Origin of the sequence: Paraburkholderia silviterrae (assembly GCF_004353915.1) — a bacterium.
Classification (GTDB): Bacteria; Pseudomonadota; Gammaproteobacteria; order Burkholderiales; family Burkholderiaceae; genus Paraburkholderia; species Paraburkholderia silviterrae.
In genome coordinates this window covers 115,199-138,584 of the sequence record NZ_SMRP01000020.1, presented here as the reverse complement: position 1 = coordinate 138,584, position 23,386 = coordinate 115,199, and the positions used below count along the sequence as shown (strand labels likewise).

22 protein-coding genes are annotated in these 23,386 nt (G+C 62.4%); 14 read left to right on the top strand and 8 right to left on the bottom strand.

Annotated elements, in window-relative coordinates:
• Positions 1-194 precede the first annotated feature (194 nt).
• On the bottom strand, positions 195-959 hold the full coding sequence (locus EYW47_RS29710; RefSeq protein WP_165976713.1) for a TetR/AcrR family transcriptional regulator: 765 nt from the start codon (positions 957-959) through the stop codon (positions 195-197).
• A gap of 334 nt (positions 960-1,293) precedes the next feature.
• Between EYW47_RS29710 and EYW47_RS29705 the strand changes: the two genes are divergently transcribed.
• The 8 genes from EYW47_RS29705 (at position 1,294) to EYW47_RS29670 (ending at position 12,102) form a co-directional block, all read left to right on the top strand.
• Entirely contained in the window at positions 1,294-2,085 is a 792-nt protein-coding gene (locus EYW47_RS29705) for an enoyl-CoA hydratase/isomerase family protein (RefSeq protein ID WP_133198408.1), read from the top strand.
• A 352-nt stretch (positions 2,086-2,437) separates the two neighbouring features.
• Positions 2,438-3,532, top strand: a complete 1,095-nt coding sequence (locus EYW47_RS29700) for a porin (RefSeq protein ID WP_165976712.1) — start codon at positions 2,438-2,440, stop codon at positions 3,530-3,532.
• A gap of 16 nt (positions 3,533-3,548) precedes the next feature.
• Positions 3,549-4,472 carry an amidohydrolase family protein gene (locus tag EYW47_RS29695; RefSeq protein ID WP_133198406.1) on the top strand — a complete coding sequence of 308 codons (924 nt, stop codon included), beginning with the start codon at positions 3,549-3,551 and terminating at the stop codon, positions 4,470-4,472.
• Between the two features lie 217 nt (positions 4,473-4,689).
• On the top strand, positions 4,690-6,420 hold the full coding sequence (locus tag EYW47_RS29690) for a CocE/NonD family hydrolase (RefSeq protein ID WP_133198405.1): 1,731 nt from the start codon (positions 4,690-4,692) through the stop codon (positions 6,418-6,420).
• A gap of 9 nt (positions 6,421-6,429) precedes the next feature.
• Positions 6,430-7,218, top strand: coding sequence for an enoyl-CoA hydratase/isomerase family protein (locus EYW47_RS29685; protein ID WP_133198404.1), 789 nt, complete (start codon positions 6,430-6,432; stop codon positions 7,216-7,218).
• A gap of 209 nt (positions 7,219-7,427) precedes the next feature.
• Positions 7,428-9,164, top strand: coding sequence for an AMP-binding protein (locus EYW47_RS29680; RefSeq protein WP_133198403.1), 1,737 nt, complete (start codon positions 7,428-7,430; stop codon positions 9,162-9,164).
• Positions 9,165-9,260: 96 nt separating this feature from the next.
• Complete coding sequence (locus EYW47_RS29675; protein ID WP_133198402.1) at positions 9,261-11,015, top strand: FAD-dependent oxidoreductase; 1,755 nt, start codon at positions 9,261-9,263, stop codon at positions 11,013-11,015.
• A gap of 121 nt (positions 11,016-11,136) precedes the next feature.
• Entirely contained in the window at positions 11,137-12,102 is a 966-nt protein-coding gene (locus tag EYW47_RS29670) for a LysR family transcriptional regulator (RefSeq protein WP_133198401.1), read from the top strand.
• Between the two features lie 21 nt (positions 12,103-12,123).
• On the opposite strand, the gene EYW47_RS29665 is transcribed toward EYW47_RS29670, so the two are convergent.
• Positions 12,124-13,041 carry a LysR substrate-binding domain-containing protein gene (locus EYW47_RS29665; RefSeq protein WP_133198400.1) on the bottom strand — a complete coding sequence of 306 codons (918 nt, stop codon included), beginning with the start codon at positions 13,039-13,041 and terminating at the stop codon, positions 12,124-12,126.
• Positions 13,042-13,334: 293 nt separating this feature from the next.
• Between EYW47_RS29665 and EYW47_RS29660 the strand changes: the two genes are divergently transcribed.
• Genes EYW47_RS29660 through EYW47_RS29645 form a run of 4 tightly spaced genes read left to right on the top strand, consistent with a single transcriptional unit; the run spans position 13,335 to position 16,169 of the window.
• Entirely contained in the window at positions 13,335-13,757 is a 423-nt protein-coding gene (locus tag EYW47_RS29660; RefSeq protein WP_133198399.1) for a DoxX family protein, read from the top strand.
• Positions 13,758-13,796: 39 nt separating this feature from the next.
• Positions 13,797-14,807: a zinc-binding alcohol dehydrogenase family protein gene (locus EYW47_RS29655; RefSeq protein WP_133198398.1), complete on the top strand. Its 1,011-nt coding sequence runs from the start codon at positions 13,797-13,799 to the stop codon at positions 14,805-14,807.
• Positions 14,808-14,858: 51 nt separating this feature from the next.
• Positions 14,859-15,239: a BON domain-containing protein gene (locus EYW47_RS29650; RefSeq protein WP_133198397.1), complete on the top strand. Its 381-nt coding sequence runs from the start codon at positions 14,859-14,861 to the stop codon at positions 15,237-15,239.
• 39 nt (positions 15,240-15,278) lie between these two features.
• Positions 15,279-16,169: a LysR family transcriptional regulator gene (locus EYW47_RS29645; RefSeq protein ID WP_133198396.1), complete on the top strand. Its 891-nt coding sequence runs from the start codon at positions 15,279-15,281 to the stop codon at positions 16,167-16,169.
• Positions 16,170-16,195: 26 nt separating this feature from the next.
• Here the strand turns inward: EYW47_RS29645 and EYW47_RS29640 are convergent, their stop codons facing one another.
• The 5 genes from EYW47_RS29640 to EYW47_RS29620 form a co-directional block, all read right to left on the bottom strand.
• Positions 16,196-16,402 carry a hypothetical protein gene (locus EYW47_RS29640; RefSeq protein WP_133198395.1) on the bottom strand — a complete coding sequence of 69 codons (207 nt, stop codon included), beginning with the start codon at positions 16,400-16,402 and terminating at the stop codon, positions 16,196-16,198.
• A 77-nt stretch (positions 16,403-16,479) separates the two neighbouring features.
• Positions 16,480-17,595, bottom strand: a complete 1,116-nt coding sequence (locus EYW47_RS29635; protein ID WP_133198394.1) for a succinylglutamate desuccinylase/aspartoacylase family protein — start codon at positions 17,593-17,595, stop codon at positions 16,480-16,482.
• Between the two features lie 101 nt (positions 17,596-17,696).
• On the bottom strand, positions 17,697-18,473 hold the full coding sequence (locus EYW47_RS29630) for an ABC transporter substrate-binding protein (RefSeq protein WP_133198393.1): 777 nt from the start codon (positions 18,471-18,473) through the stop codon (positions 17,697-17,699).
• Between the two features lie 408 nt (positions 18,474-18,881).
• Complete coding sequence (locus EYW47_RS29625; RefSeq protein WP_133198392.1) at positions 18,882-19,640, bottom strand: ABC transporter substrate-binding protein; 759 nt, start codon at positions 19,638-19,640, stop codon at positions 18,882-18,884.
• 338 nt (positions 19,641-19,978) lie between these two features.
• Positions 19,979-20,488 (bottom strand): nucleoside deaminase, encoded by a 510-nt coding sequence (locus EYW47_RS29620; RefSeq protein WP_133198391.1) that lies wholly within the window; start codon positions 20,486-20,488, stop codon positions 19,979-19,981.
• 308 nt (positions 20,489-20,796) lie between these two features.
• On the opposite strand from EYW47_RS29620, the gene EYW47_RS29615 reads away from it, so the two are divergent.
• Positions 20,797-21,360, top strand: coding sequence for a cysteine hydrolase family protein (locus tag EYW47_RS29615; RefSeq protein ID WP_133198390.1), 564 nt, complete (start codon positions 20,797-20,799; stop codon positions 21,358-21,360).
• Positions 21,361-21,382: 22 nt separating this feature from the next.
• Here the strand turns inward: EYW47_RS29615 and EYW47_RS29610 are convergent, their stop codons facing one another.
• The gene (locus tag EYW47_RS29610) at positions 21,383-22,285 is read right to left on the bottom strand and encodes a LysR family transcriptional regulator (protein WP_133198389.1); all 903 of its coding nucleotides are present in this window, start codon (positions 22,283-22,285) and stop codon (positions 21,383-21,385) included.
• Positions 22,286-22,474: 189 nt separating this feature from the next.
• On the opposite strand from EYW47_RS29610, the gene EYW47_RS29605 reads away from it, so the two are divergent.
• Positions 22,475-23,380: an NmrA/HSCARG family protein gene (locus EYW47_RS29605; protein ID WP_133198388.1), complete on the top strand. Its 906-nt coding sequence runs from the start codon at positions 22,475-22,477 to the stop codon at positions 23,378-23,380.
• Positions 23,381-23,386: the final 6 nt, after the last annotated feature.

The window sequence follows — 23,386 nt, the reverse complement described above, 5'->3', positions numbered from 1 at the left end:
GGTGCCGCCCCGCACAGGGGCAACACCAATATACCTACATGAAAACAAGGAAATGCCAACACTCCAAGCCACCCACCAAAGCAATCTGAAAGTGTCCACTTGCATCGCCTTGTACGTGACTATGACCCATGACTCCCGCACATCGAAATGGACAACCGGTTCACAGCACGCCACTCGACAGATTATGGCAAGCATTACGCACTAGACTTCACCCGAGGCGCCGGCCGTAGCGGCATCTCAACACCAACAGGCCGCGCCTGCGCTTTCGCGAGTTCCATCGGCAGGGCCTTCTTATTGAAAACGAGATCCTCAACGGCTTTCCAGTAACTTTCGACGACAGCAGGATCGGACGGAGAAACATTGGCCGTCGCCTGCATCTCGGGGCCGAAACCGGAAAGCGTCGAAGTCAGGCTGATCACCAGATAATGGAACAGGATCGGCTCCATTTTAGGCAAGGTACCTTCATCCTGAGCCTCCTGAATCTGCGGCAGCAACCAGTTGATCAACGGCTTGAGCACAGAGTCTGCAACCCACTGCAGTCGCGCACTGTACCCGAGAAATTCCTGCAGCATGAAGCGATGAAACTCGGGATAGTCAACCGTGAAGCGGAAGAGGGCGCGATACACGAGCCGGACCCGCTCCGCGGCGCAGTCCGGGGGCGTCTCGTCCAGATAGACCTCCCACTGCGCGCGGATGCGCTCGAACACATGCTCCGCCACGGCCTGCCACAGAATATCTTTCGACCGGTAATGGTAGGTGATGAGCGGATGCTGCAACCCGATCCGCTCGGAAATGCTGCGGATGCTCGCACCCTCGTAGCCCTTGGCGGCGAATTCCGCAAGCGCCGCGTTCAGAATGGCCGAGCGCGTTTCCTGCGCGCGCTGCTGCTCCGCGCGTTTGAGATCGGTCGGCCGGCCCTTCCTGCCGGTGCTCTTGCTGGCGACTGCGCGTTGTACCATTTGAATTCCCGATAGTGAATGACCGCACCGGGCGCTCATCCCGACGGCGTTTGGGTGGCTGGCGCCCGCCAATCGGGCGGGTCAGCAGAAAACTGTACAAAAGTATAATACAAAGGAAAGGGGGCGCCTGCGGTGAGCGTCTCGAGCATCGGCGCGACAGTCCTTTTAAATTTCACGAAAGTAAAATATAGTAATACCGCGAGACGGTTAACTGGGGATAGTCCTGAGCCGTCCACCCGTGAGGCGGTAAGCGCCCTGCAAGCGGGTTCGCGTGCCAATAACGTTTAGTCAACCTGATTGAACCGCCGTTCTTCCTCATCGAGATGCCCAGCCCATGCAAAGCCCCATTACCCTGACCGAAGTCGACGATATTGCCGTCATCACGTTGAGCAACGAGGCCGAGGCCAATGCGATCGACCTGGCGTTCTGCGAAAGCCTGCTCAATGCGCTCGAAACGATCCGGGCGAGCGCGAAGCATCGCGTCGCGGTGATCCGCGCAACGGGCCGTATCTTCTCGGCCGGAGGCAATCTCGGCCAGATTCTGGCCGGGTTGCAGCGATCCGACACGTTTCTCGAAACATTGATCAGCGAGCTTCACGCCGCCATTCTGGCGATCGCGCGCTTGCCCATTCCCGTGATTGCGAGCGTTCAGGGGGCCGCTGCGGGTGCGGGCTTTTCGCTGGCCATGGCGTGCGACTTTGCCGTGGCGTCCACTTCTGCCCGCTTCGTGGTGGGCTATGGGGCGCTTGGCACCTCCAGCGATGGCGGGCTCTCCTGGCACCTGACGCGCCGGCTGGGGCCGGCCCAGGCCCTCGAGCTGATGCTGGCGCGCGGCGCGCTGGGCGCGAGCGAAGCGGCCGCGTTGCGACTCGTGCAAGGTCTTGCCGAGCCGCACGCGCTCGAGCAAGACACGCTCGAGATGGCGCGAAAGGTGGCGGATTTGCCGCCTGCTGCCGTTCGCGAGATGAAGCAGCTCGTTGGCCTGGCAGCGGGCGATGGCCTCGAGCAGCACCTCGAGAACGAGAAGCAGGCATTTCTGCGCTGCGCCTCGACGAGCGAGTTCTCTCGCCGCGTTGCAGCATTCGTTGGCCGATCGGATCGACCGGCAAGCGCCCCTGCCGCATGACGTCCATGCACCCGGCGAAGCCGATCAGCCTCGCCGGGCTGCGCCTTCACCACCCTTGAGCCACTGGCGCGGCCGACGCCGCGCACGCCCAATCCCGCCCGGTCGCGTCACTCGGCCGAAACACGCCCCCTCCAGCGCTGCCGCGCTCCCTCGCTCTCACTCCATAAGCGATCTCTGGCCCCGGCTCGGTTTGCGCACGTGTGGCGCCCCATAGGGATAGTCCCAGTCGAACAATGCTGTACGAATGGAAAATATTTGGCTAATCTAAAGCTGTACGATCGGTAAAATTAAAAAGATATCGCGTTTGCTGTCGACAATGTTCGGACGAAAGCGAACAAACAGGAGACTGGAGATGAAGGGCTTGTCGTGTGTGGTCGCTTCGCTATGTGCCGCATCGGTATCGGCGTATGCACAGAGCAGTGTGACGTTGTACGGAATTATCGACGAAGGCATCACCTATACCAGCAACCAGAGGGGCCATTCGAACTGGCAACTTCAGAGCGGCGGGGCGTCGATCTCGCGTTGGGGGCTTAGAGGTGCAGAGGATCTGGGCGGCGGCATGAAAGCGGTCTTTGTTCTGGAAGACGGCTTTGACCCGTCCACCGGCAACATCGGCAACAACGGCGCGCTCTTCGGCCGGCAGGCGTACGTGGGGCTCACAAGCCGGTATGGGTCGCTGACGCTTGGGCGTCAGTACGAGGAAATGGGCGATCTGCTTTCAAAGATCAATGCGGGGCTGAACTGGTCGGTCTACTTCGCCCACGCCGGCGACATCGACAACACGGCCGGGAGCAATCGTATTAACAATGCCGTCAAGTACGTCAGTCCTGTTTTCGCGGGACTTTCCGTCGCGGGACTCTATAGCTTTGGTGGCCAGGCGGGGCAGTTTTCCACCGATAGCGTGAAGTCATTCGGCCTGAGCTACGCTCGCGGGCCGCTGTATGTCGCCGCCGCATACACCTATATCAAGAACCCCTATACCGCGGTCTTCAACAGCGTTGCACCGAACGCGGTGTCATTTGCCGCCTATGTGCCCAATGCACAAAGTCAGACGATTGCGGGCACCGGTGGGCAATATAAATTCGGCAACGCCACAATCGGCCTCGAGTACACCACGACACGGTTCAAGAAAGCTTTCCAGGGCGGCGATGTTCGCTTCGACAACTACGAGGCGAATCTTGGCTACCAGTTCAAGCCCGATTTGCTCGCGGGTATCGTGTTTGTGTACACCCACGGCAAGATCGATTCGAACAGTGAATCCCCAATCTATCGGGCACTCGGTCTCTTCACGGATTACTACCTTTCCAAACGAACCGACATTTATGCCGCTGCCGAGTGGATGAAGGCGGGCGGTTCGGCGACGCAGGCACAGATCACCTACGACACCGCCCCATCGAGTGGGCGGTCGCAGGGCATTCTTCGTGTGGGTTTGCGTCACAAATTTTAGTCAGGAGAACAGAGTCATGCCGCAGCAAAAAATTGACACGCACCAGCATTTCCTTCCGAAGCTCTATATCGATGCCGTTGGCCTCGACATCCTGAACGCCGCAATGCCAAACGGCGTCGCGCCAACGTGGTCCGAAGAGGCCGCGCTCGCGATGATGGATGAAAACGGCATTGATCTGGGCATTCTGTCCATCTCCTCGGGGCCGACGATTCCGGAAGCGCCCGCGTTGCTCAGGAAATGCAATGATTTTGCGGCCGATCTGAGGGCGAAGCATCCGACGCGCTTTGGCTCGTTTGCGAGCTTGCCGCTACCGGATATCGACGCGGCGTTGAAGGAGGTTAGCTACAGCCTCGATGTGCTCAAGGTCGACGGCTTCATTCTCTTCACGAACTACGATGGCATGTATCTGGGGGACCCGCATTTCACGCCGCTGTTCGAGGAGCTGAACCGGCGCGGCGCCGTGGTGTTCGTTCACCCGAACCAGCCACCTCACGACATACCGCGCGTCGCGCCGGCTTCGGTGCTCGAGTATCCGTTCGAGACCACGCGCACCGCCACCAGCCTGATCATTTCGGGTGCGCTGCGAAAGTTCAGCAATGTCCGCTTCATTCTCTCGCATGCGGGGGGCACCTTGCCGTTCCTCGTGCCGCGTATCGCGCTCTCCATTTCCATGATGCCGGGGGCGATCGAGCGTGTGGGCGACCCGCACGAAGCGTTCAAGTCGCTGTATTTCGACACCGCGCTTTCGGGCGGAAAGGCGCCATTGAGCGCGCTCGCGCAAATTACGACGCCCGATCACATCTTGTTCGGCACCGACTTCCCGTTCGCACCGACCGCAGCGATCCGGCAATTTGGCACTGCACTCGATCACATCGAGATTCCCGGCATCGACATGAACAAGGTCTACGGAGAAAACGCCGCGCGTTTGCTGGGGCGTTGATGCTCGCCCTTTGAGGCCGTGCTTGCGGCGTGGTCACCAGGGTTTTTCGTGTTGCAGACTTTACAGTCGTGAAGTATAGTGAATCAACAGTCCGGGTCCCCCGGATTGCGCTGGTGAGGAGCCAGCGTGAAGTGCAACGTACCCAGGCAGGTTTCGCATGCAAATGCGCACATGGCTGCCTGCCTGAGCAGGACGTACCAACATCCGTGGAGGAGACATGATTGAGGAACGCGATGTCATCGTGACGATGCGGGATGGAACCCGCCTCGCCGTAGACGTCTATCGGCCGGACGGCGCCGGCCCGTACCCGGTGCTTTACGCTTCGGCGCTGCACAACAAGGACCTGCAGGGTCCGGACATTGCCGACGTGCTGCCGCCGCAGCCCGCGCACGCGCCGCTCTGGTTCGGGCCCGTGGAGGCAGGCGACAGCCGCCGCTTCGTCGCAAACGGCTACGTGCACGTGATCGCGCAACCGCGAGGGTCCGCGAAATCGGAAGGCCACTATGGCGAGGAAAACACCGACCACTACGACATGATCGAGTGGATCACGCAGCAGCCGTGGTCGGACGGCAAAGTCGGCATGGTGGGCATTTCGGGCTTTGCAGGCGAGCAGTGGCGCGCCGCTTCACAAGGTCATCCGGCGCTCAAGGCCATCTTCCCCTACGATGCCTGCAGCGCATACGGCGGCATGTTCGGCTTTCGCGACTTCAACCCCGGCGGCGTCGTTCATACGTTCCCGTACCTGCTCGATGTCTTCAGCACGGTGCACGAGCCGCGCGGCGTGCCGGGGCCGCTCCCCGACGAGCAGGAAGCGCTGTGGCGCGAGGCCATGCGCAACCCCGACTACAAGATGTACATCAACCTCTACAACATCCTGACGCAGAAGGGTCAGAGAACGTGGGTGATGTATCACATCATGACCAACCCGTGGGAGCAGGACGGGACCGTCGAGCGCGCAGAGGAATTCTTCAAGTCCATCAAGATTCCGTTCTATACGGGTTCGGGCGCCTATGCCTACACGTACAAGCTGCACTGGCTCGGCGCGCAGCATTACTTCCAGAACGTGAAGCAGCCACGCAAGCTCCTTTTCACGGGCCCCGCGCACCTGGAGCGCCCGTTCCACCAGTACCACGACGAAGTGATCCGCTGGTACGACTACTGGCTCAAGGGTATCGATACCGGCATCATGAACGAGCCGCCGGTGCGCTACTGGGCGATGGGCGCGAACGAGTGGCGCACGGGCACCGACTGGCCCTTGCCCGAGACGCAATGGACCAAGTACTACCTGGGCAGCTGGGAGCAGCTCTCCGAGACGCCGCCGCGGCCGGCCGCGGAAGTCGGCAACGCGCTGCGCGAGCCTGACGTGTTCACGCAAATGCCGCTCAAGAAGACCTCGAAGGTCGAGCGCCTGCGCTACATGACCGAGCCGCTTGCCCACGACGTGATGGTCGCGGGCCCGATCTCGCTGACGCTCTACGCGGAGCTCGACCAGCCCGACACGAACTGGATCGTCACGCTCAAGGATGTGGGCCCCGACGTCTCGGTCGTCACCGCGCGCGTGGGCGAGCGCAGTGTTCCGGATACGCTGCCGGAGCGCGAGCTGACCCGCGGCTGGCTCAAGGCTTCTTACCGTGCAACGGATCCTGACCGGTCCAAACCGGGTGAGCCGTTCCACAAGCTCACGAAGGATTCGATCGAGCCGGTTACGCCGGGCGAGGTCGTCAAGTACGAGATCCAGATTCTGGCGACGGCCAACCAGTTCAAGGCGGGCCACCGTATCTGTGTCGAGATCAGCAGCCTCGATGTGCCGACCGGGACGGGCGCGATGACGGACGTCGAATACATTCCGTATCACGTGTGCAGCAGCAATACGGTCACCCACAAGATCTATCGCGATGCCGAGCGCCCCTCGCATTTGCTGCTCCCGATCATTCCGCTGAATAAATGAGGTTTCCTGATGAAAAGCATTCGTTTTGAGCGCGACGGCAAGGTGGGGAGCATCGTCCTGGCGAATCCCCCCTACAACCGGCTCGATCTGGAGTTCGCCCGATGCCTGCGCGATGCCGTTCATGAAGCGAGCGAAAGCGATATCCGCGTGCTGGTCGTGCGGGCCGAAGGGCCCAACTTCAGTCTCGGCGGCGAAGTGCGCGAATGGCCGGGCAAGGATTTGAACTGGTTCCGGACCTTCGTGGCTGAAATCAACACTTCGTATCGCGCGATCGAGGCGCTTCGTGTCCCGACGGTGGCGGTGGTGCAGGGTCTCGCGCTTGGCGGCGGCTTCGAGCTCGCCCTGAACTGCGACTTCGTCGTGGCGGAGCCCGACACGGTATTCCGTTGCGTCGAGGTCACGACGGCGATGCTGCCCATCGCCGGTGCGCTGCAGCGTCTCGCCGAGCGCGTCGGGCGTGGCCGTGCCTCGCGGTTCTCCATGCTGGGCGAAGGCATTCCGGGCAGCGAGGCCGAACGTCTGGGCATCGTGACGCATCTCGCGGCGCCGGGAACGCTTGAGCGCGTCGCTAACGAACTGGCCGCGCGTCTCGCCGACGGTCCTACGCTGTCGTACGCGGCTACACGCACGCTGCTCAAGGCGTGGTCGGGCGGCGGCGTGGCGGGTGCCGACATCGCCATGCTCGATATCACCATGCCCCTTTACCTCACGGAAGACGCCACGCGCGGATTCGCCCACACGGCCAAAGCGTTCGACCGTGACGAAGAGCCCAGCGACATGGTTTTCTACGGGAAGTAGCGGCTTTACACGTCAGCAAAGAGGACATGGTCGGGTGTTGTTCGGACTCGGGAATTGTACGGAATCGTTAGCATGTCAAATTATTTGAGTGAATCGGGCGGCGCGGGTCATCTGCTGCCGACGAGGGGAGGACACGTCGCCCCGGTGGAGCAGTTCCGTATCGGCGGGCCTCGAGTCCGAAATGCACAGCTGCGGTGGAGGATCGCTTCATGAATACTTTAACCGGCCTTCCCGCGCTCATCCGCCCGGAGAACGGCGTTTCGTACGTGCGCGGTTCGACAGAAGTTGCGCTGAGCGAATCGACTATCGGTCAGTTTCTGCGGGAAACGTCACGCAAGTTTCCTGCCCGGCAAGCCGTGGTCTTTCGGGAGCAAGGCGTACGCTGGACATGGCAGGAGTTCGACGAGCAGGTCGATCAGCTTGCAGCCGGTTTCCTGTCGCTGGGCATCAAGAAGGGCGACCGCGTCGGCATGTGGTCTCCCAATCGCGTCGAGTGGCTGATCACGCAATTCGCGACGGCGCGCATTGGCGCCGTACTGGTCAATATCAACCCCGCCTATCGGGTCGCCGAGCTCGAATACGCCTTGCGCAAGGTCGGCTGCAAGGCGCTCGTCATGGCGCAGACGTTCAAGACGTCGGACTACGTTTCGATGCTGCTCGAGGTCGCGCCGGAGCTGGCGTCCCAGCAGGCGGACGAGTTGCAGGCGGCGCGTCTGCCGGACCTGCGCGCGGTGATCTGCGTTGGCGTGCCGGATGCCTCCGGCATGATGGGGTTTGGCACAGTCATGGCACGCGGGAAATCGTTCCTGCAAGAGAAGGGCAACGTGCCGCTCCAAACCATCGAGCGGACATTGTCCGCCGACGACCCGATCAACGTTCAGTTCACGAGCGGGACGACCGGCAACCCGAAGGGGGCCACGCTGACGCATCGGAATATCGTCAACAACGGACGGTATGTGGCGATGGCGATGAAGCTTTCGGAGGCCGATTCGCTGTGCATTCCGGTCCCGCTCTACCACTGCTTCGGCATGGTGCTCGGCGTGCTCGCGTGTGTCTCGGTCGGTGCGCAGATGGTCTTCCCTGGAGAAGGCTTCGACGCGCGCTCGACGCTCGCGGCAGTGGCCGAGGAGCGCTGCACGGCACTGCATGGCGTACCGACGATGTTCATTGCGGAACTGGGCCACGCGGATTTCGACAGCTTCGATCTGAGCAGCCTGCGCACGGGCATCATGGCGGGCTCGCCGTGCCCAGTGGAAACGATGAATCACGTGGTGACGAAGATGCACATGCGCGAGGTGACCATCGCCTACGGCATGACGGAGACGAGCCCCGTGTCGTTCCAGAGCGCGACGACGGACCCGCTGGACAAGCGCACGACCACGGTTGGGCAGATTCAGCCTCATCTCGAAGTCAAGATCGTGGATGCCTTCGGCAACATCGTCCCGGTTGGCGAAACCGGGGAGCTGTGCACGAAGGGCTACTCCGTCATGCTCGGCTATTGGGAAGACGAAGAGAAGACGCGCGAGAGCATCGTCGATGGGTGGATGCATACGGGCGATCTCGCGACGATCGACGAGGACGGCTACTGCAACATCGTCGGGCGTCTCAAGGACATGGTGATTCGCGGGGGCGAGAACATCTATCCCCGCGAGGTCGAGGAATATCTGTTCAGGCATCCGAAGATCCAGAACGTCCAGGTGTTCGGCGTGCCGGACAGCAAGAATGGCGAGGAGTTGTGCGCGTGGATTGTCCTTCGTCAGGGCGAGGGCGCGACTGAAGAGGATATCCGGGACTTTTGCCGGGGGCAGATCGCCCACTACAAGATTCCGAAATACATTCGCTTCGTCGACGAGTTGCCGATGACGGTGACAGGCAAGGTGCAAAAGTTCGCCATGCGCGAGCAGATGATCCGGTCGTTGAACCTGACCGAGCAGAAGACGGCCTGATCCTTCGGGTCTTGAGAGGAGACAACGGATGCAGGACCGATTCAAATAATCAGGTATGCATACGAATCTGTCGAATAGGTGATATGGAGGCATGGAATGTACGAAATAACCACAGATGTCCTGATCGTCGGTAGTGGCCCGGCCGGATCGGCAAGCGCAGCGTTGCTCTCGACTTACGGCATCGACAACATGGTGGTCAACCAGTATCGCTGGCTGGCCAACACCCCTCGGGCGCACATCACGAACTTGCGCACGATGGAAGTGCTTCGCGATCTCGGACAGCAGGTCGAGCAGGAGGCCTACCTTCATGCGACCAATGAAGATCTCATGGGCGGTACGGTGTTCTGCGAGAGCCTGACCGGCGAAGAGATTGGCCGGGTGCCGAGCTGGGGCTTGCATCCGCGCTCGCGAGCCGAGCGTCAGCTGTCGAGCCCGGCGAAGATGAACGATCTGCCCCAGACGTTCATGGAGCCTCTCCTGTTCAAGACGGCGTGCTCGCGCGGCACCGAAGCGCGCATGAGCACCGAGTATCTGAGCCATACCCAGACCGACGAAGGCGTGATCACGCACTGCCGCGACCGGCTCTCGGGCGAGGAGTTCGTCGTCAAGTCGAAGTACCTCATTGGCGCCGACGGCGGCAACTCCAAAGTCGCGCAGAACGCGGGCCTGCCTTTCGAAGGGAAGATGGGCGTGCGAGGCTCGATGAACATCTGGTTCCGCGCGGACCTGTCCGAGCTCGTGGCGCACCGGCCGGCCGTGCTGTATCCGGTCATGCAGCCCGGCGCGGAAGTCGGTGGAATCGGCATGGGCCTCATTCGCATGGTCCGTCCGTGGAACGAGTGGCTGATCGTCTGGGGTTACGACATTGACCAGCCCGCGCCCGTCATCGACCAGGCGAAGGCCACTGAAATCGCGCGCCAGCTGGTCGGCAAACCCGATCTCGAGATCGAGCTGCTGGGCGCGAACACGTGGACCGTGAACAACATGTACGCGACCCGCATGCAGGACGGGCGGGTGTTCTGCATGGGCGACGCGACGCACCGGCATCCGCCGTCGGGCGGGCTCGGGTCCAATACGTCGATTCAGGACGCGTTCAATCTGGCCTGGAAGCTGGCGCTGGTGCTCAAGGGGCAGGCGGGGCCGGATCTGCTGGACTCCTATACGGTCGAGCGCGCGCCAATCGCCAAGCAGATCGTCACGCGCGCGAACCAGTCGATTGCGGAGTTCGCTCCCCTCTACCACGCGCTGGGCATCGACGAGTCGAACGACTCCGAAGTGATGCAGGCGAACATGCACGCCCGCAGCCAGTCGACCAAGGAGGCCGAAAAGCAGCGCGAGGCCATTCGCGAGGCGCTGGCGTTCAAGCAATATGAACTGGACGCCCACGGTGTGGAGATGAATCAGCGCTATCGCTCCAACGCGGTGTTCCAGGATGGCGACGCCGAGCCCGCTTTCGAGCGCGATTCGGAGCTGTACTACCAGGCGACGACGTGGCCCGGCGCGAGAGTGCCCCATGCATGGGTTTTCGACTCGCGCGGACGCAAGGTCTCGACACTCGACCTGGCGGGGCACGGCCGGTTCGTGCTGCTCACGGGCCTCGGCGGCGAGGCGTGGGTGGAGGCGGCCGCCAGAGTGGGCGAGGAGCTGGGGTTGAAGATCGACGTGTATGTCATCGGCCCGCGCCAGCAGTACGCCGACCATACCGGCGACTGGGCGCGCGCGAGAGAGATCTCGGACAGCGGTTGCGTACTGGTGCGGCCCGACCATCATGTCGCATGGCGCAGCTTCGCACTGCAAAGCAATCCGGAACGCGAGCTTGGCACGGCGTTGCGGCATGTGCTGTCACGCTGAAGGTTGACGGTGGCAGTGCGTTGAAGCGAACCTCGCCGGGCGATTTCGGTAGCGCGCCCGGCGAGGTGATGCGTTCACACGGGCGAGTGCGCCAGCAGGCATTGAACAGGAAATGGGCCGTATGGATCGCTACACGCAAATGGAGTTTTTTGCGTTGACGGCCGACCTTGGCAGTCTGTCGAGGGCGGCGGAACGGCTGGGCATCTCGAACGCAGCCGCGAGCCGCATGCTCAACGCGCTTGAAGACCGGCTCGGCGCCCGCCTCATGGAGCGAACGACGCGCCGGCTATGGTTGACCGACGCGGGGCGCGAATACCAGCGTCGCTGCGCGTCGATCCTGGCGGACATCGCGGATGCGGATACGGCAGTCGGCGACATGACGGTGCAGCCGAGAGGCGTGTTGCGCGTGACGAGCTCGGTATCTTTCGCCGTGGCGCATATCTCGCCATGGTTGCCGGAATTCAATGAGCGCTATCCCGAGCTTTGCGTGCAGATCACGGCGGCAAATCGATATCCGAATTTCATCGAGGCGGGCATCGACTGCGCGATACGCACGCGCGAACATGAAGGCGATTCGGGCATCACCGTGAAGCGGCTCGCGCATACGGGCCGCGTGCTGGCCGCATCGCCGGCGTATGTCGCACGATACGGCGCGCCGCAAACGCCGGAGGCACTGGCCGACCACAAGCTGCTGGTTTACAGCTATGCGTCAAGCCCGTACCGGCTGCAGCTAAAGCGAGGGCGCGAGCGGCGCGACATCGCAATCAGCGCGGTGATGGAATCCAACGAAGGGCAGGTGATTTGCGCGGCGGGCCGGGCCGGACTCGGCATCGTGATTCAGCCGCTCTACATCGTGCACGACGACATTGTCGCCGGGCGTCTGATTCCTCTGCTGACCGACTGGGAGTTGCCGCCGCTGACCATCAATCTGGCGTATCAGAGCCGCCACAACTTGCCCGCGAAGATTCGCGTGTTTGCGGATGCGTTGAGCGAGCACATGAGGGGCCTGGACCGTGAGAAGCGCTGGAGCACGATGCCAAAGCGTGGACTCGCCTTACCGAACGGGCAGGCTAACGATGCGAGCTGACTGGCGCGGCGCGCGCGGCCGCTACGACTCCCGGTTCAAGTCTTCGAATCCCGCGACCAGCGCGTCGAGCAGATGCCGGACGGCCGGCACCATGCCGCGGCGCGACGGAAAGATCGCGTGCACGAGACCCGGTGTCGAGGCCAGCTCCGGCAGCAGGTGGATCAGCCGGCCGCTGCGCAGATCGGCGTCCACGAGCTCGCGCGGCACCATCGCTACGCCAATGCCTTGCAGCGCTGCAGCACGCAAGCTGGCCAGGTCGTCGGTCGCCAGGCGGGGCCGATGCGGCCAGGAGGTCGTGTGGCCGCTGGCGTCGACGAGGTTCCATGCAAAGCGCTCGCGGCTATTGGCCATGGCGAGCGTGGGCCATGCCTCGAGCGATTCGATCGAGCCGGGCGACGGATATTGCGCTGCCAGTTCAGGACTGGCCACCAGAATCTGGACGGACAAGCCCAGTTGGCGCACCGCGAGATCGGTGTTTTCCAGCGGCGGGACGCGGACACGAATCGCGAAGTCTAGGCCCTCTTCGACGACGTCCACGCGCCGGTTGGTGGCATCGACGAGCACCTGGACCTGGGGGTTGTCGCGAAGGTATCGGGTAATGATCGCGGTGATGCCGGAGCTGAGCAGTCCGACGGCGCAGCTGATCCGTATGGTGCCCTGCGGCTGCGAGCGCGTCTGGTCGACGATGTCCTTGGCGGCTTTCGATTCGGCAACGAGGGCGACGCAATGCTGGTGGAAACGCCGGCCGGTTTCCGTCAACGAGAGGCTGCGGCTGGTGCGATTGAGCAGGCGCACGCCCAGCTCCTCTTCCAGCGCGCGAACGCGGCGGCTCAGTTTAGATGTCTGCAAACCAAGCGCGCGCGCCGCCGAGGTGAAGCTGCCATGGTCGACGACTTCCGCGAAAAGACGGAGATCGTTGAGGTCGGTGATCTGGTTCATGGGCAGGGAGTGTGGGGTTTTAACGTTCTATCAGCGGCAATGATGCTTTGCGATTCAGGAGATAGGCGCACTCTCGTTGCAAATATAGTATGCCTCCACGGTTCACGCCATCGCTGATCAAAGGGCTGCCAAACACAAACAGGCACCCGGCGCACAACGAGGATTGGCCGGCGACTCGTGAATGGAGTTGCAAGCGAAGTCTGTGTCTTTGAAGACTCTGATCTGGTGATGGTGGACCCCGGTCAGATTTCATTTTCATCGCCACCAAAGCCATTTCATTTCAGGAGTTCGTCGTGGATCAATACAAATTTCTTCCCCTGCTGGGCCGCATCATGTTCGGCGCCCCCTTTGTCATGAGCGGGCTAGGCAAGCTGGGCGCCTATGCCGCGACGGTCGGCTATATCCATGCCATGGGTCTGCCGGTCCCGCCGCTCGCGTACATCCTCTCGGTGTTGGTCGAGCTGGGTGGCGGTCTGCTGCTGATCACGGGCTACCGCGTGCGCTTCACCTCCTTCGCGCTGGCGCTGTTCTGTCTGGCTACCGCCGTGTTCTTCCACCGCAACTTCGCGGACCAGAACCAGATGATTCACTTCCTGAAGAACGTGATGATGGCGGGCGGCCTGCTGCAGATGACGTATTTCGGCGCCGGCGCGTACAGCCTGGACAATGTCTTCGGGCGAGGCAACTCGAATCTCTCCGCAGCAGGGGCGAACTAGTCGAACGGCGCGCCGGACCGGATGGCATCGGAGAACAGCATGAAAGCAATAGGTTATGCAGTCAAAGGAGGCGTCGAAGTCCTGACCGACCTCGAGCTGCCGATGCCCGAACCCGGTCCGCGCGATCTGCGGGTTGCCGTGAAGGCCGTGTCCGTGAATCCCGTGGATGTGAAGCGCCGCCGCCACGAGGACCCCACGGAGAGCACACAGCCGAGAATACTGGGCTATGACGCCGCGGGCGTGGTCGAAGCGGTGGGCAATGCGGTCACGCTCTTCAAGCCCGGCGACGAAGTCTTTTATGCGGGCGCGATGGACCGGCCGGGCACGAACGCGGAGTTTCATCTCGTGGACGAGCGCATCGTCGGGCCCAAGCCCGCCACCTTGTCGTTCGCCGAGGCGGCGGCGCTGCCGCTCACGTCCATCACCGCGTGGGAAATGCTCTTCGACCGCATGAACGTGCCACGCGGCTTGCTCCAGCCCCACGGTACGCTGCTCGTGCTCAATGGTGCTGGCGGTGTCGGCTCCATGCTGATCCAGCTGGCGAGCCGTCTCACGGGCCTCACCGTCATCGCCACGGCATCGCGGCCCGAAAGCGCCGCATGGGTGCGCAAGCTCGGCGCGCAGCACGTTGCCGACCACAGCAAGCCCATCGACGAAGCGCTGCGCGCAATCGGCTTCAGCGGCGTGGACTATATCGGCGCCATCACCTCGACGCCCGGCAGCGCCGCGAGCCTCGCCCGTGCGTTGAACCCCCAAGGCCATATCACGCTGATCGACAATTTCGACGACAGCATCGCGCCGTTCAAGCCGAAGAGCATCACGGTGTCGTGGGAGATGATGTTTACGCGATCCCTGTTTCAGACGGCGGATATGGACGCGCAGCATCGTCTGCTCAAGGAGGTCTCGGAGCAGGTCGATGCTGGCGTGTTGCACACGACGCTCACGCACGTGGTCGGCCCCTTGTCGGCGGCGAATCTTCGCCTCGCCCACGAGCGGATCGAAACGGGCAGGGCGATCGGCAAGACCGTGCTGGAAGCATTCGAGCCATGAGCGCCGCGCTCACGTGGCTTTGCGCTTACGTCTTCATACAAGGATGATCCAATGAAAGCGACATACAAAGCGGTGTTTTGGGTACTGGCCGGCTGCATGTCGGCAGTCGCGCTTGCGCAGGGGCCGGCATCGGAGGCGGGCGCACCGGACGGCAGCGCGACATCTCCGGTGGCGTCCGCGCCGGGCGCTTCGAAGAAGTCCGAGCGCACGGCAAACCGCTTGTTCGCGCGGAAAATCCATCAGGCGCTGAACAAGACGAAGGGCCTCGCGGGCGTGGACATCGCCGTATTCGCCAATGCGCAAACGGGCGAGGTCGTTCTGGGCGGCTTCATCGACACTCAGGACCAGGAGCACATTGCGACCGACGCGGCCAGCAAGGTGCCCGGCGTGAAGTCGGTGGCCAGCAAGATCGTCTTGCGCCCCCAGCTCTAGCCGTTTGCATCGATCGATCTGGACGCCACGGAGGCCAACATGCTGGATGGTGTATCGCTGGATCAGCTACGGACATTCATCGCAGCCGTTGAAGAAGGCAGCTTTTCAGGCGCCGCGAGGAAGTTGCGCCGGGCGCAATCCATGGTCAGCGAGCTGGTGTCCAACCTCGAAGGGCAGATTGGCGTGACGCTGTTCGACCGCTCCGGCCGCTATCCGACGCTCACGACCGAGGGCCGGGTCTTGCTGGCCGACGCGCGCAGTGTCGTCTCCGGCGTCGACTGGATGAAGGCGCGCGCCAAAGGCATGGCATCCGGCCTCGAACCCGAATTGTCGGTGGTGCTGGATGTCTTTTTCCCGCTTCAGGCCGTGGTCGAGGTTGCCAAGGCGTTCCGCGAACGCTTTCCGCAAGTCCCGTTGCGGCTCTATGCCGACGCGCTTGGCGGCGCCTTTGAGCCCGTGATCGACGGGCGTGCCGCGCTAGGCATTGTGGGCTCCTTGCCCTATGTGCCGGCGGGCCTCGCCTCCGAGCGGCTCACTGCCATCGGCTATGTGATGGTCGCAGCCAGCACGCATCCGCTGGCTGCGATCCGCGGACCGATCGGCAAGGACGAGCTGGCGCGCCATATGCAGCTCGTGCTGACCGATCGCTCCGCATTGTCTGCCGGACGCGAGTTTGGCGTCATGTCCGGTTCGGTCTGGCGCTTCGTGGATCTGTTCGCCAAGCACGCTTTCCTGCTGCAAGGACTGGGATGGGGCGGGATGCCCTTGCACATCGTCGCGGACGACATCGCGGCCGGCCGGCTCGTCGAGCTTCAAATTGAAGACGTGCCGCCGGGCGGGCTCATTCTTCCCATGCTGGCTGTTTATCCCTCTGCCGCGCCGCCCGGGCCAGCGGGGAGATGGCTGGTCGAGCAATTGCGCGTGTCGTAGCTCGATGACGGCAAGGCGCTACAAAACTAGGGATCGTTGACCGCGTTGATGAGATCCGTGAGGAACCACGGCAGGATCAGTTGCGTATTGGGATCGCTGACGCCAACGCTGAGCCTCGGCGCGCGCCGGGCGGATTGATCGTTCACGGGCGGCTGCGTGGAGGCACAGCCGGCACAAGCGGCACAACCGACCGTGAGCACGACGAGCAGAACTGCGGAGCAAACGCGTTTCATGAGGGAGAACTCCAGCCACGTTGGTTCGACAACGTGGCCGATGGCGAGTTCTTCCCGGCGCGTTGGCGCCGTGCAACTCAATCCGGCAATAGCGAGCCGCCGCGCACGGGCTCGGCGCCCGCGACGCATGCCACTTCCATCCCCGCAGTGGCAAAGCGAGCGCGCTGCCGCGCGTACAGCACACCGGCAACGGAATTCTTGATCGTGACAACGCGCTCGGTCAGCGGGTCGACGATGTCGGCGATCGGATGGCCGGGCTCGACGCGCGCGCCAACCGGGGTGCGGAACACGAGCACGCCGGAGATCGGCGCGATGAGCGGCTCGCTGCCGGCGAAGGGCGTGGGCCCGAATTCGAGCGGCGGCAAAGGCGCGGGCGTGCCGTCGATCACGCCGCGGTGCGTCAGGTAGTCAACGATCGCATTCGCGTCGTGCTCGGCGAACGCATAGGACACGTCGGCCTGGCCGCGCAGCTCGATCGTTACGGATATCGAACCATTCGGAATGGGATAGCGCTCGCCATAACGCGCGCGCAATTCGGACCAGCAAAAGCTGTGGATCTCGTCGAATGGATTGCCGATCGAATTGAGCGCGAGCAGCGAAGCCTTCGCGTCGAGATAGCGCGCGAGCGGCTCGACGTCGGGCCACAGGTCGGGGTTCGTGTAGAGGTGCATCGCGGCTTCGAAGTCGCAGTGCAGGTCGAGCACGACATCGGCGTCGTACGAGAGGCGCTGCAGCGCGAGGCGCTGCGACTGGAGCTCGGTGGTTGGCGTTTGCTCGGCGAGCGCCTCGCGCATGGCGGCGCGCACGGCAAGCAGGTTCTGCTGCGCGTCGCCGGTGAGGCGGGACTCCACGCGCGGCATCACGAGCTCGGCGAGATCATGGAAGTTGCGGTTGAAGTTCGAGGCGGTGCCGGTTTCGTAGCGGCCGAGCATCTGGCCGAGCAGGCGTTGGTTCAAACCGATTGGATTGGGTACGGGCACCACCACGATCTCGCCGCGCAGCTTGCCCGCCGCCTCGAGCGCGGCGAGGCGCCTGCGCAGCGCCCAGGCGACCAGCATGCCGGGCAATTCGTCGGCATGCAGCGAAGACTGGATATAGATCTTCTGCCCGCCCGCCGGGCCGTAGTGGAAGCTCGTCAGGTGCCGCTCGGTGCCGAGCGCCGGGGAAATCAGCGGATGCGTCTGTGTTTGCATGGTGACGTAATTGCGCCGGATGTCGAGCCGGCGCGCGGGATAAGGGAATGCGGATCGGCACGACGCAGCAAGGCGCGCGGCGCGTCATGCTGCGTGCGGTGTCAGCCGCCGTACACGTCGAAGTCGAAGTACTTCGACTCGATCTTCTTGTACGTGCCGTCCTTGATCATGTCGGCGATGGCCTTGTCGATCTTCGTCTTCAGCTCCGCGTCGTCCTTGCGCAGGCCAATAGCGGCACCCACGCCGAGCGTGCCCTGCGGATCGCTCAAGTCGCCGCCCGTGAACTGGAAGTCTGCGCCGCGCGGGGTCTTCAGGAAGCTCAGGTTGGCCTGCACGGCGTCTTGCAGTGCCGCATCGAGACGGCCCGATGTCAGGTCCGCATACACCTGTTGCTGGTCCTGGTAGGGCACGATCTTCACGCCTTTGGGCTCCCAGTTGAGCTTCGCGTAGGTCTCTTGAGTCGTGCCCTGCTCGACGCCCACGGTTTTGCCCTTGAGCGAATCGGCCGTCGGCTGGAGGTTCGAGCCCTTCTTCGCGACGAGGCGCGTCGGCGTGTGGAACAGCTTCGCCGAGAACGCAATTTGCGCTTCGCGCTGCGGCGTCATCGACATCGACGAGAGCACACCGTCGAACTTCTTCGCCTTCAGCGCCGGGATCATGCCGTCGAACTCGCTTTCGACCCAGACGCATTTAGCGTTCAAGCGCTTGCAGATCTCGTTGCCCATGTCGATGTCGAAGCCGACGAGCTTGCCGTCCGTGCTCTTCGACTCAAACGGGGGGTAGCTCGCGTCGACGCCAAACCGGACAGTGGACCAGTCCTTCGCGAAGGCGGAGGTTGCGATGGCCAGAATCGCCATGGACAGGGCTAGCTTCTTCATTGACGTGAGGTCTCCAGTATCGAAATCCGCGCCGCCGTGAATTGGCGGCCTTCTCAGGCAGAGGGTTCATCTGCAAAGTTGAATAGACAAGATAACTGGGCGATGATGTTTGGTTAAGTAGGGTTTTCGCTGAAGAGGACGTGCATTACGTCAGTTAAAAGGGGCGTTGGCGCACTGCGGCGCGGGATTGGGGCATCCAGAGAAAGTGTCTCGTGAATTAAATGAATAGACAACTCGGCATTCGCAATATGGCTGTCATGAACAACGAAGCGGAGGCGAGCAATTGACGAGCGGCTTCCTGAGCGCGAACCCGGCAAATGAAAAAGCCCAGACCGGATGAGTCTGGGCTTGCTTCTAACGGCCAGGCCGGAACCGCGTCTTCACGCGGGGCCGGCCGTTTTGCAGTGCTTAGCTGCCGTACACGTCGAAGTCGAAGTACTTCGACTCGATCTTCTTGTACGTGCCGTCCTTGATCATGTCGGCGATGGCTTTGTCGATCTTCGCCTTCAGGTCGGTGTCTTCCTTGCGCAGGCCAATGCCGGCTGCGTCCGACGGGATTTCGTTGCCCGCGAACTGGAAGCCCGCGCCGCGCGGCGTCTTCAGGAAGCCCATGTCGGCTTGCACCTCATCCTGCAGCGCTGCGTCCAGACGGCCCGAGAGCAGGTCCGCGTAGACCTGGTCCTGGTTCTGGTACGGCACCACGTTCACGCCCTTGGGCGCCCAGTTCTTTTTCGCGTAGGTTTCCTGAATGGTGCCTTGCTCGACACCCACCGACTTGCCCTTGAGCGAGTCGGCCGTGGGCAGCAGGTTGCTGCCCTTCTTGGCGACGAGGCGCGTAGGCGTATTGAACAGTTTCACCGAGAAGGCGATCTGCTGTTCGCGCTCCGGCGTCATCGACATCGAGGACAGCACGCCGTCGAACTTCTTCGCTTTGAGTGCCGGAATCATGCCGTCGAATTCCTGCTCGATCCAGACGCATTTCGCATTCAGGCGTTTGCAAATTTCGTTGCCGAGGTCGATATCGAACCCGACCAGCTTGCCGTCCGCACTCTTCGATTCGAACGGCGGATAACTCGCGTCGACACCAAACCGGATGGTGGACCAGTCCTTCGCGCAGGCGGAGGTTGCGATCGCGAGGATCGCGATGAACAGGGCAAACTTCTTCATTGCTTTGGAGTCTCCAGTATCGACTTCGGGGGCCGCCGCGAAGGCCAGCGACAGCTTCGGGAAAAGGCAGTGCTATCCGCCAGTTGGATAGACAAAATAGACAATCAGCGATGAGCGGTTAAGTAGGGTTTTCGCTGAAGAGGAGGAGATTGATTTGATGGCAACGACAATGCGTGCGGATCGGGCACGGGAGATCGACGGCGAATTTTCGTCCTATGTATTTAACGTATAGACAACAAAACGCCGTAATGAAAACGTCAGGCAAAGAATGAGCCGCTGCGGGTCATTGACTTATGGTGCAGCGGCTTAAAAAAGGGCGGCTTCAGGCGTTTGAGCGCTTATGCCCAGAAGCCGTGATGCGAACATGCCGCCTCATCTTCGAGCACGGGTCCGACCACATCGATATGCCGCTGGCCGCGCACGAAAACTTCGCGGCAGGGCAGCGAGAACGTCGGGTTCTCGGGGTGAGCGCCGGTGAGGGTGAGCAGCCGATGCTCGGAGAGCGCATACACGACGCGTCCGATGTTGCACCAATAGATCGCGCCCGAGCACATGCAGCACGGCTCGGCGCTCGTATAGAGCGTGCATCGCGCGAGCTGCTCCGCAGACAGCACGCGCGCGGCCTTCGCCGCGGCCACGAGCTCGGCGTGCTGGGTGGGATCGCCTTGCGGCGGCATCGAGTTGTTGCCGGCGGACGCCACGATGTTGCCGTGCTCGTCCGCCACGAGAGCGGCAAACGGATGGCGGCCGTTGCGTCGGGATTCGTCGGCCAGCTCGATTGCTTTGCGCAGCAGCGTGAGGTCGCGTTCGTCGAGCTTTGCGAGTTCGAGTTCGGGGGTGGCGTTCATTTGAGTTTTTTTCCAGCTCCTTTTGATCCGTTCAGCCTGGCAGAGAGGTCCTTCACGGGGAAGGTTCGATCTGAGTATGCGCTCATTTTGAACAACCGATACGCCGAAGCGGCGATGACCGGCACGTAACCATGCACTGCCGTTCTGAACGTTGCTCGCAAGCGGGCAGGATCGATGCTGGGAATTCGCGTGATATGGCGGCCCGAAATTTATCGAGCGGTGTCGTGTTGACACGAGCACGCTTCGCCGTGTTCAATGTTCCCCGGTTGTGAATATGAAAGGCTTTACAACGTAAAGGAGCAGCTTCAATGGAGGCACTCGCACCGGCGCACACCGCGCTTGTCGTCATGCACTACCAGACCGACATTCTCGGACTCTTTCCATCGGTCGCACCGGCCTTGCTCGCCAATACGCGCAAGCTATGCGACGCGGCGCGGGCCAAAGGCGTCAGCGTTTATTTCGCCAATCTGCGCTTCAGTCCGGGATATCCGGAAGTCAGCCCGTTGAACAAGAATGGTCAGGGCATCAAGCAGCTTGGCCTTTTCGTCGAAGACCGGATCGCACCGGAATTGGGCCAACTGGCCCATGAGCCGCTCGTCATCGCGCATCGCGCCAGCGTGTTCTTTGGCACGGATCTCGAGGCACGGCTGCGCGCGCAGGGTGTCGATACGCTGATTCTCGTTGGCATTGCGTCGACTGGCGTCGTGCTGTCATCGGTCGCATACGCGAGCGACGCGGACTTCCGCCTGTACACGGTCAAGGATTGCTGCTACGACCCGGATCAGGTTGTCCATGAGCATTTGTTCTCCACCGCATTCGATTCGCGCACAACGGTGTTGTCGCTCGCCGATGCCTTGCTGCTGCTCGACTAGCATACCCTTCGTATAACGCAAGTTACGGACTCTTCATCGTGTCGCCCAGCTTCTCGATGAGAAATTCGGCGACGACCGCCACCGCGGGCGGCACGGGCGGGCGGCTCGTGTAGACGAGCTGCAGGCCGAGGTCGGTGCTCGTGCGCCGCCAGGCCGGCAGCACGCGTACCAGTGTCCCCTGCTCGATGATGGGCTCGACCATCAACTGTGGCAGCAGTGCAATACCGAGCCCAGCGATGCAAGCCTGCGCCAGCACGCGCATGTCGTTCACCGCGAAACGGCTGTTGATCGATACGTCCTGACTGCCGCGTGGCCCCTGCAGACGCCACGTGTTGCGGCCCTGGCGCGTGGAAATCGTCAGGCAGTCGTGTTCGGCGAGCTCACGCAGCGTGCGCGGTGCGGGGCGCCGTTCCAGATAGGCCGGACTCGCGGCAAGGATCATGGCGCTCGGCGCCAGCCGGCGTACCCTGAAGCCGGTGCCGGTCTCGACGCCCATGCGCAAGGCCAGATCGACGCGTTCGGCGATCAGGTCGGTCGGCGTATCGTCGAGCAGGAAGTCGATGCTGATGTGCGGATAGCGCGTGTAGAATTCGACCATCCATTCCATGCGGAAGATTTCGAACAGGCCGGCCATCGCGGTGACGCGAACCGAGCCGGACGGTGCCTGCTTGCCGGCATGGAGCCGCTCGATCTCGAAGATCTGGTCGAGCGCCGGCGCATAGCGCTCGAACAGCGCCTGACCGTCGGTGCTTGGCGCGAGTTTGCGTGTCGAGCGATGCAGCAGACGCGTGCCGAGCTGCTCTTCGAGTTGATCGATACGCCGGCTCAGCGTGTTCGCCGGCATGCGCAAACGCCGCGCCGCTTCGGAGAAACTGCCGGCCCGCACGACCTGCACGAACATCGCCAGATCATTCAGATCGAGCATGGTGGAATTCCTCCATAAATGGATTAATCAGATCACATTTTACCATCTAGTGTGTAACGCTCTCCGTCGCCATACTTGAGGTGTCGCGCAGCAGGTGGCCGCTTTCGGACCGCCGCAAGGCTTCAGCCTGTGCCGCGTTCGCTGCGTAAGGTCGCAGCACCTCAACCGAATATTCGCTGGAGAGCGACCATGTCGAACAGTCAGAAGATCATCGCCGTAATCGGCGCAACCGGTCAGCAAGGCGGCGCAGTCGTGCGCGCACTGCAGGCGAGCGGTCAATTCAAGGTGCGCGCGTTGACACGCAATCCGCACAAGCATCCGGAGCTGGGCGACGAAGTCGTGCTGGCCGATTTCAACCGCCCCGAAACGCTTGAGGCCGCATTTGCGGGCGCACACGGCGCTTTCGTGGTGACCAATTCCTGGGAGGCGGGCGCGGACGAAAGCCGGCAGGCGCTCGCCGCCGTCAACGCGGCGAAAGCCGCTGGCGTGCAGCACTTCATCTGGTCGACGCTCCCGAACGTTGAGGCGATCAGCGGCGGCAAGATCGATGTCCCGCATTTCACGAGCAAAGCGCAGTTCGAGCGCATTGTGAGCGAGGCTGGATTCGCCCACCATACGTTTGTAATTGCTCCGTTCTACTATCAAAACCTGATTGGCGTAATGGCTCCGCAGAAACAGGCCGATGGCACCGTGGGCTGGGCGCTGCCGCTCGATCCCGAGCGGCGGGTCATCCACATGGGCGACATCACCGAGCTCGGCCGCGTCGTGGCCGGTGCGTTCGCGCAGCCGGAACGCGTGGGGCACGGCGAGCATTTGCCGCTGGTGGGCGATTTCCTGAGCTTCAACGAGATTATTGAAACCCTGAATCGGCAAGGCAACAAGCTCTCGTTCACGCGCGTCCCGCGCGAGGTTTTTGCTAGCTGGTTCCCGGGCGCTGAGGGCATCGCGGCGATGCTCGCCTGGTTCGAAACGCATACGTATCTCGGCTCGGATTCGCGCGACGCGATCGCGCTCGCCAACCAGATCGCGGGCCAGCAGCCGACGAAGTTTGCCGCATGGGCCAAAGCGAATTTTGCGATTCCCGCAACGGCCTGAAAGCCC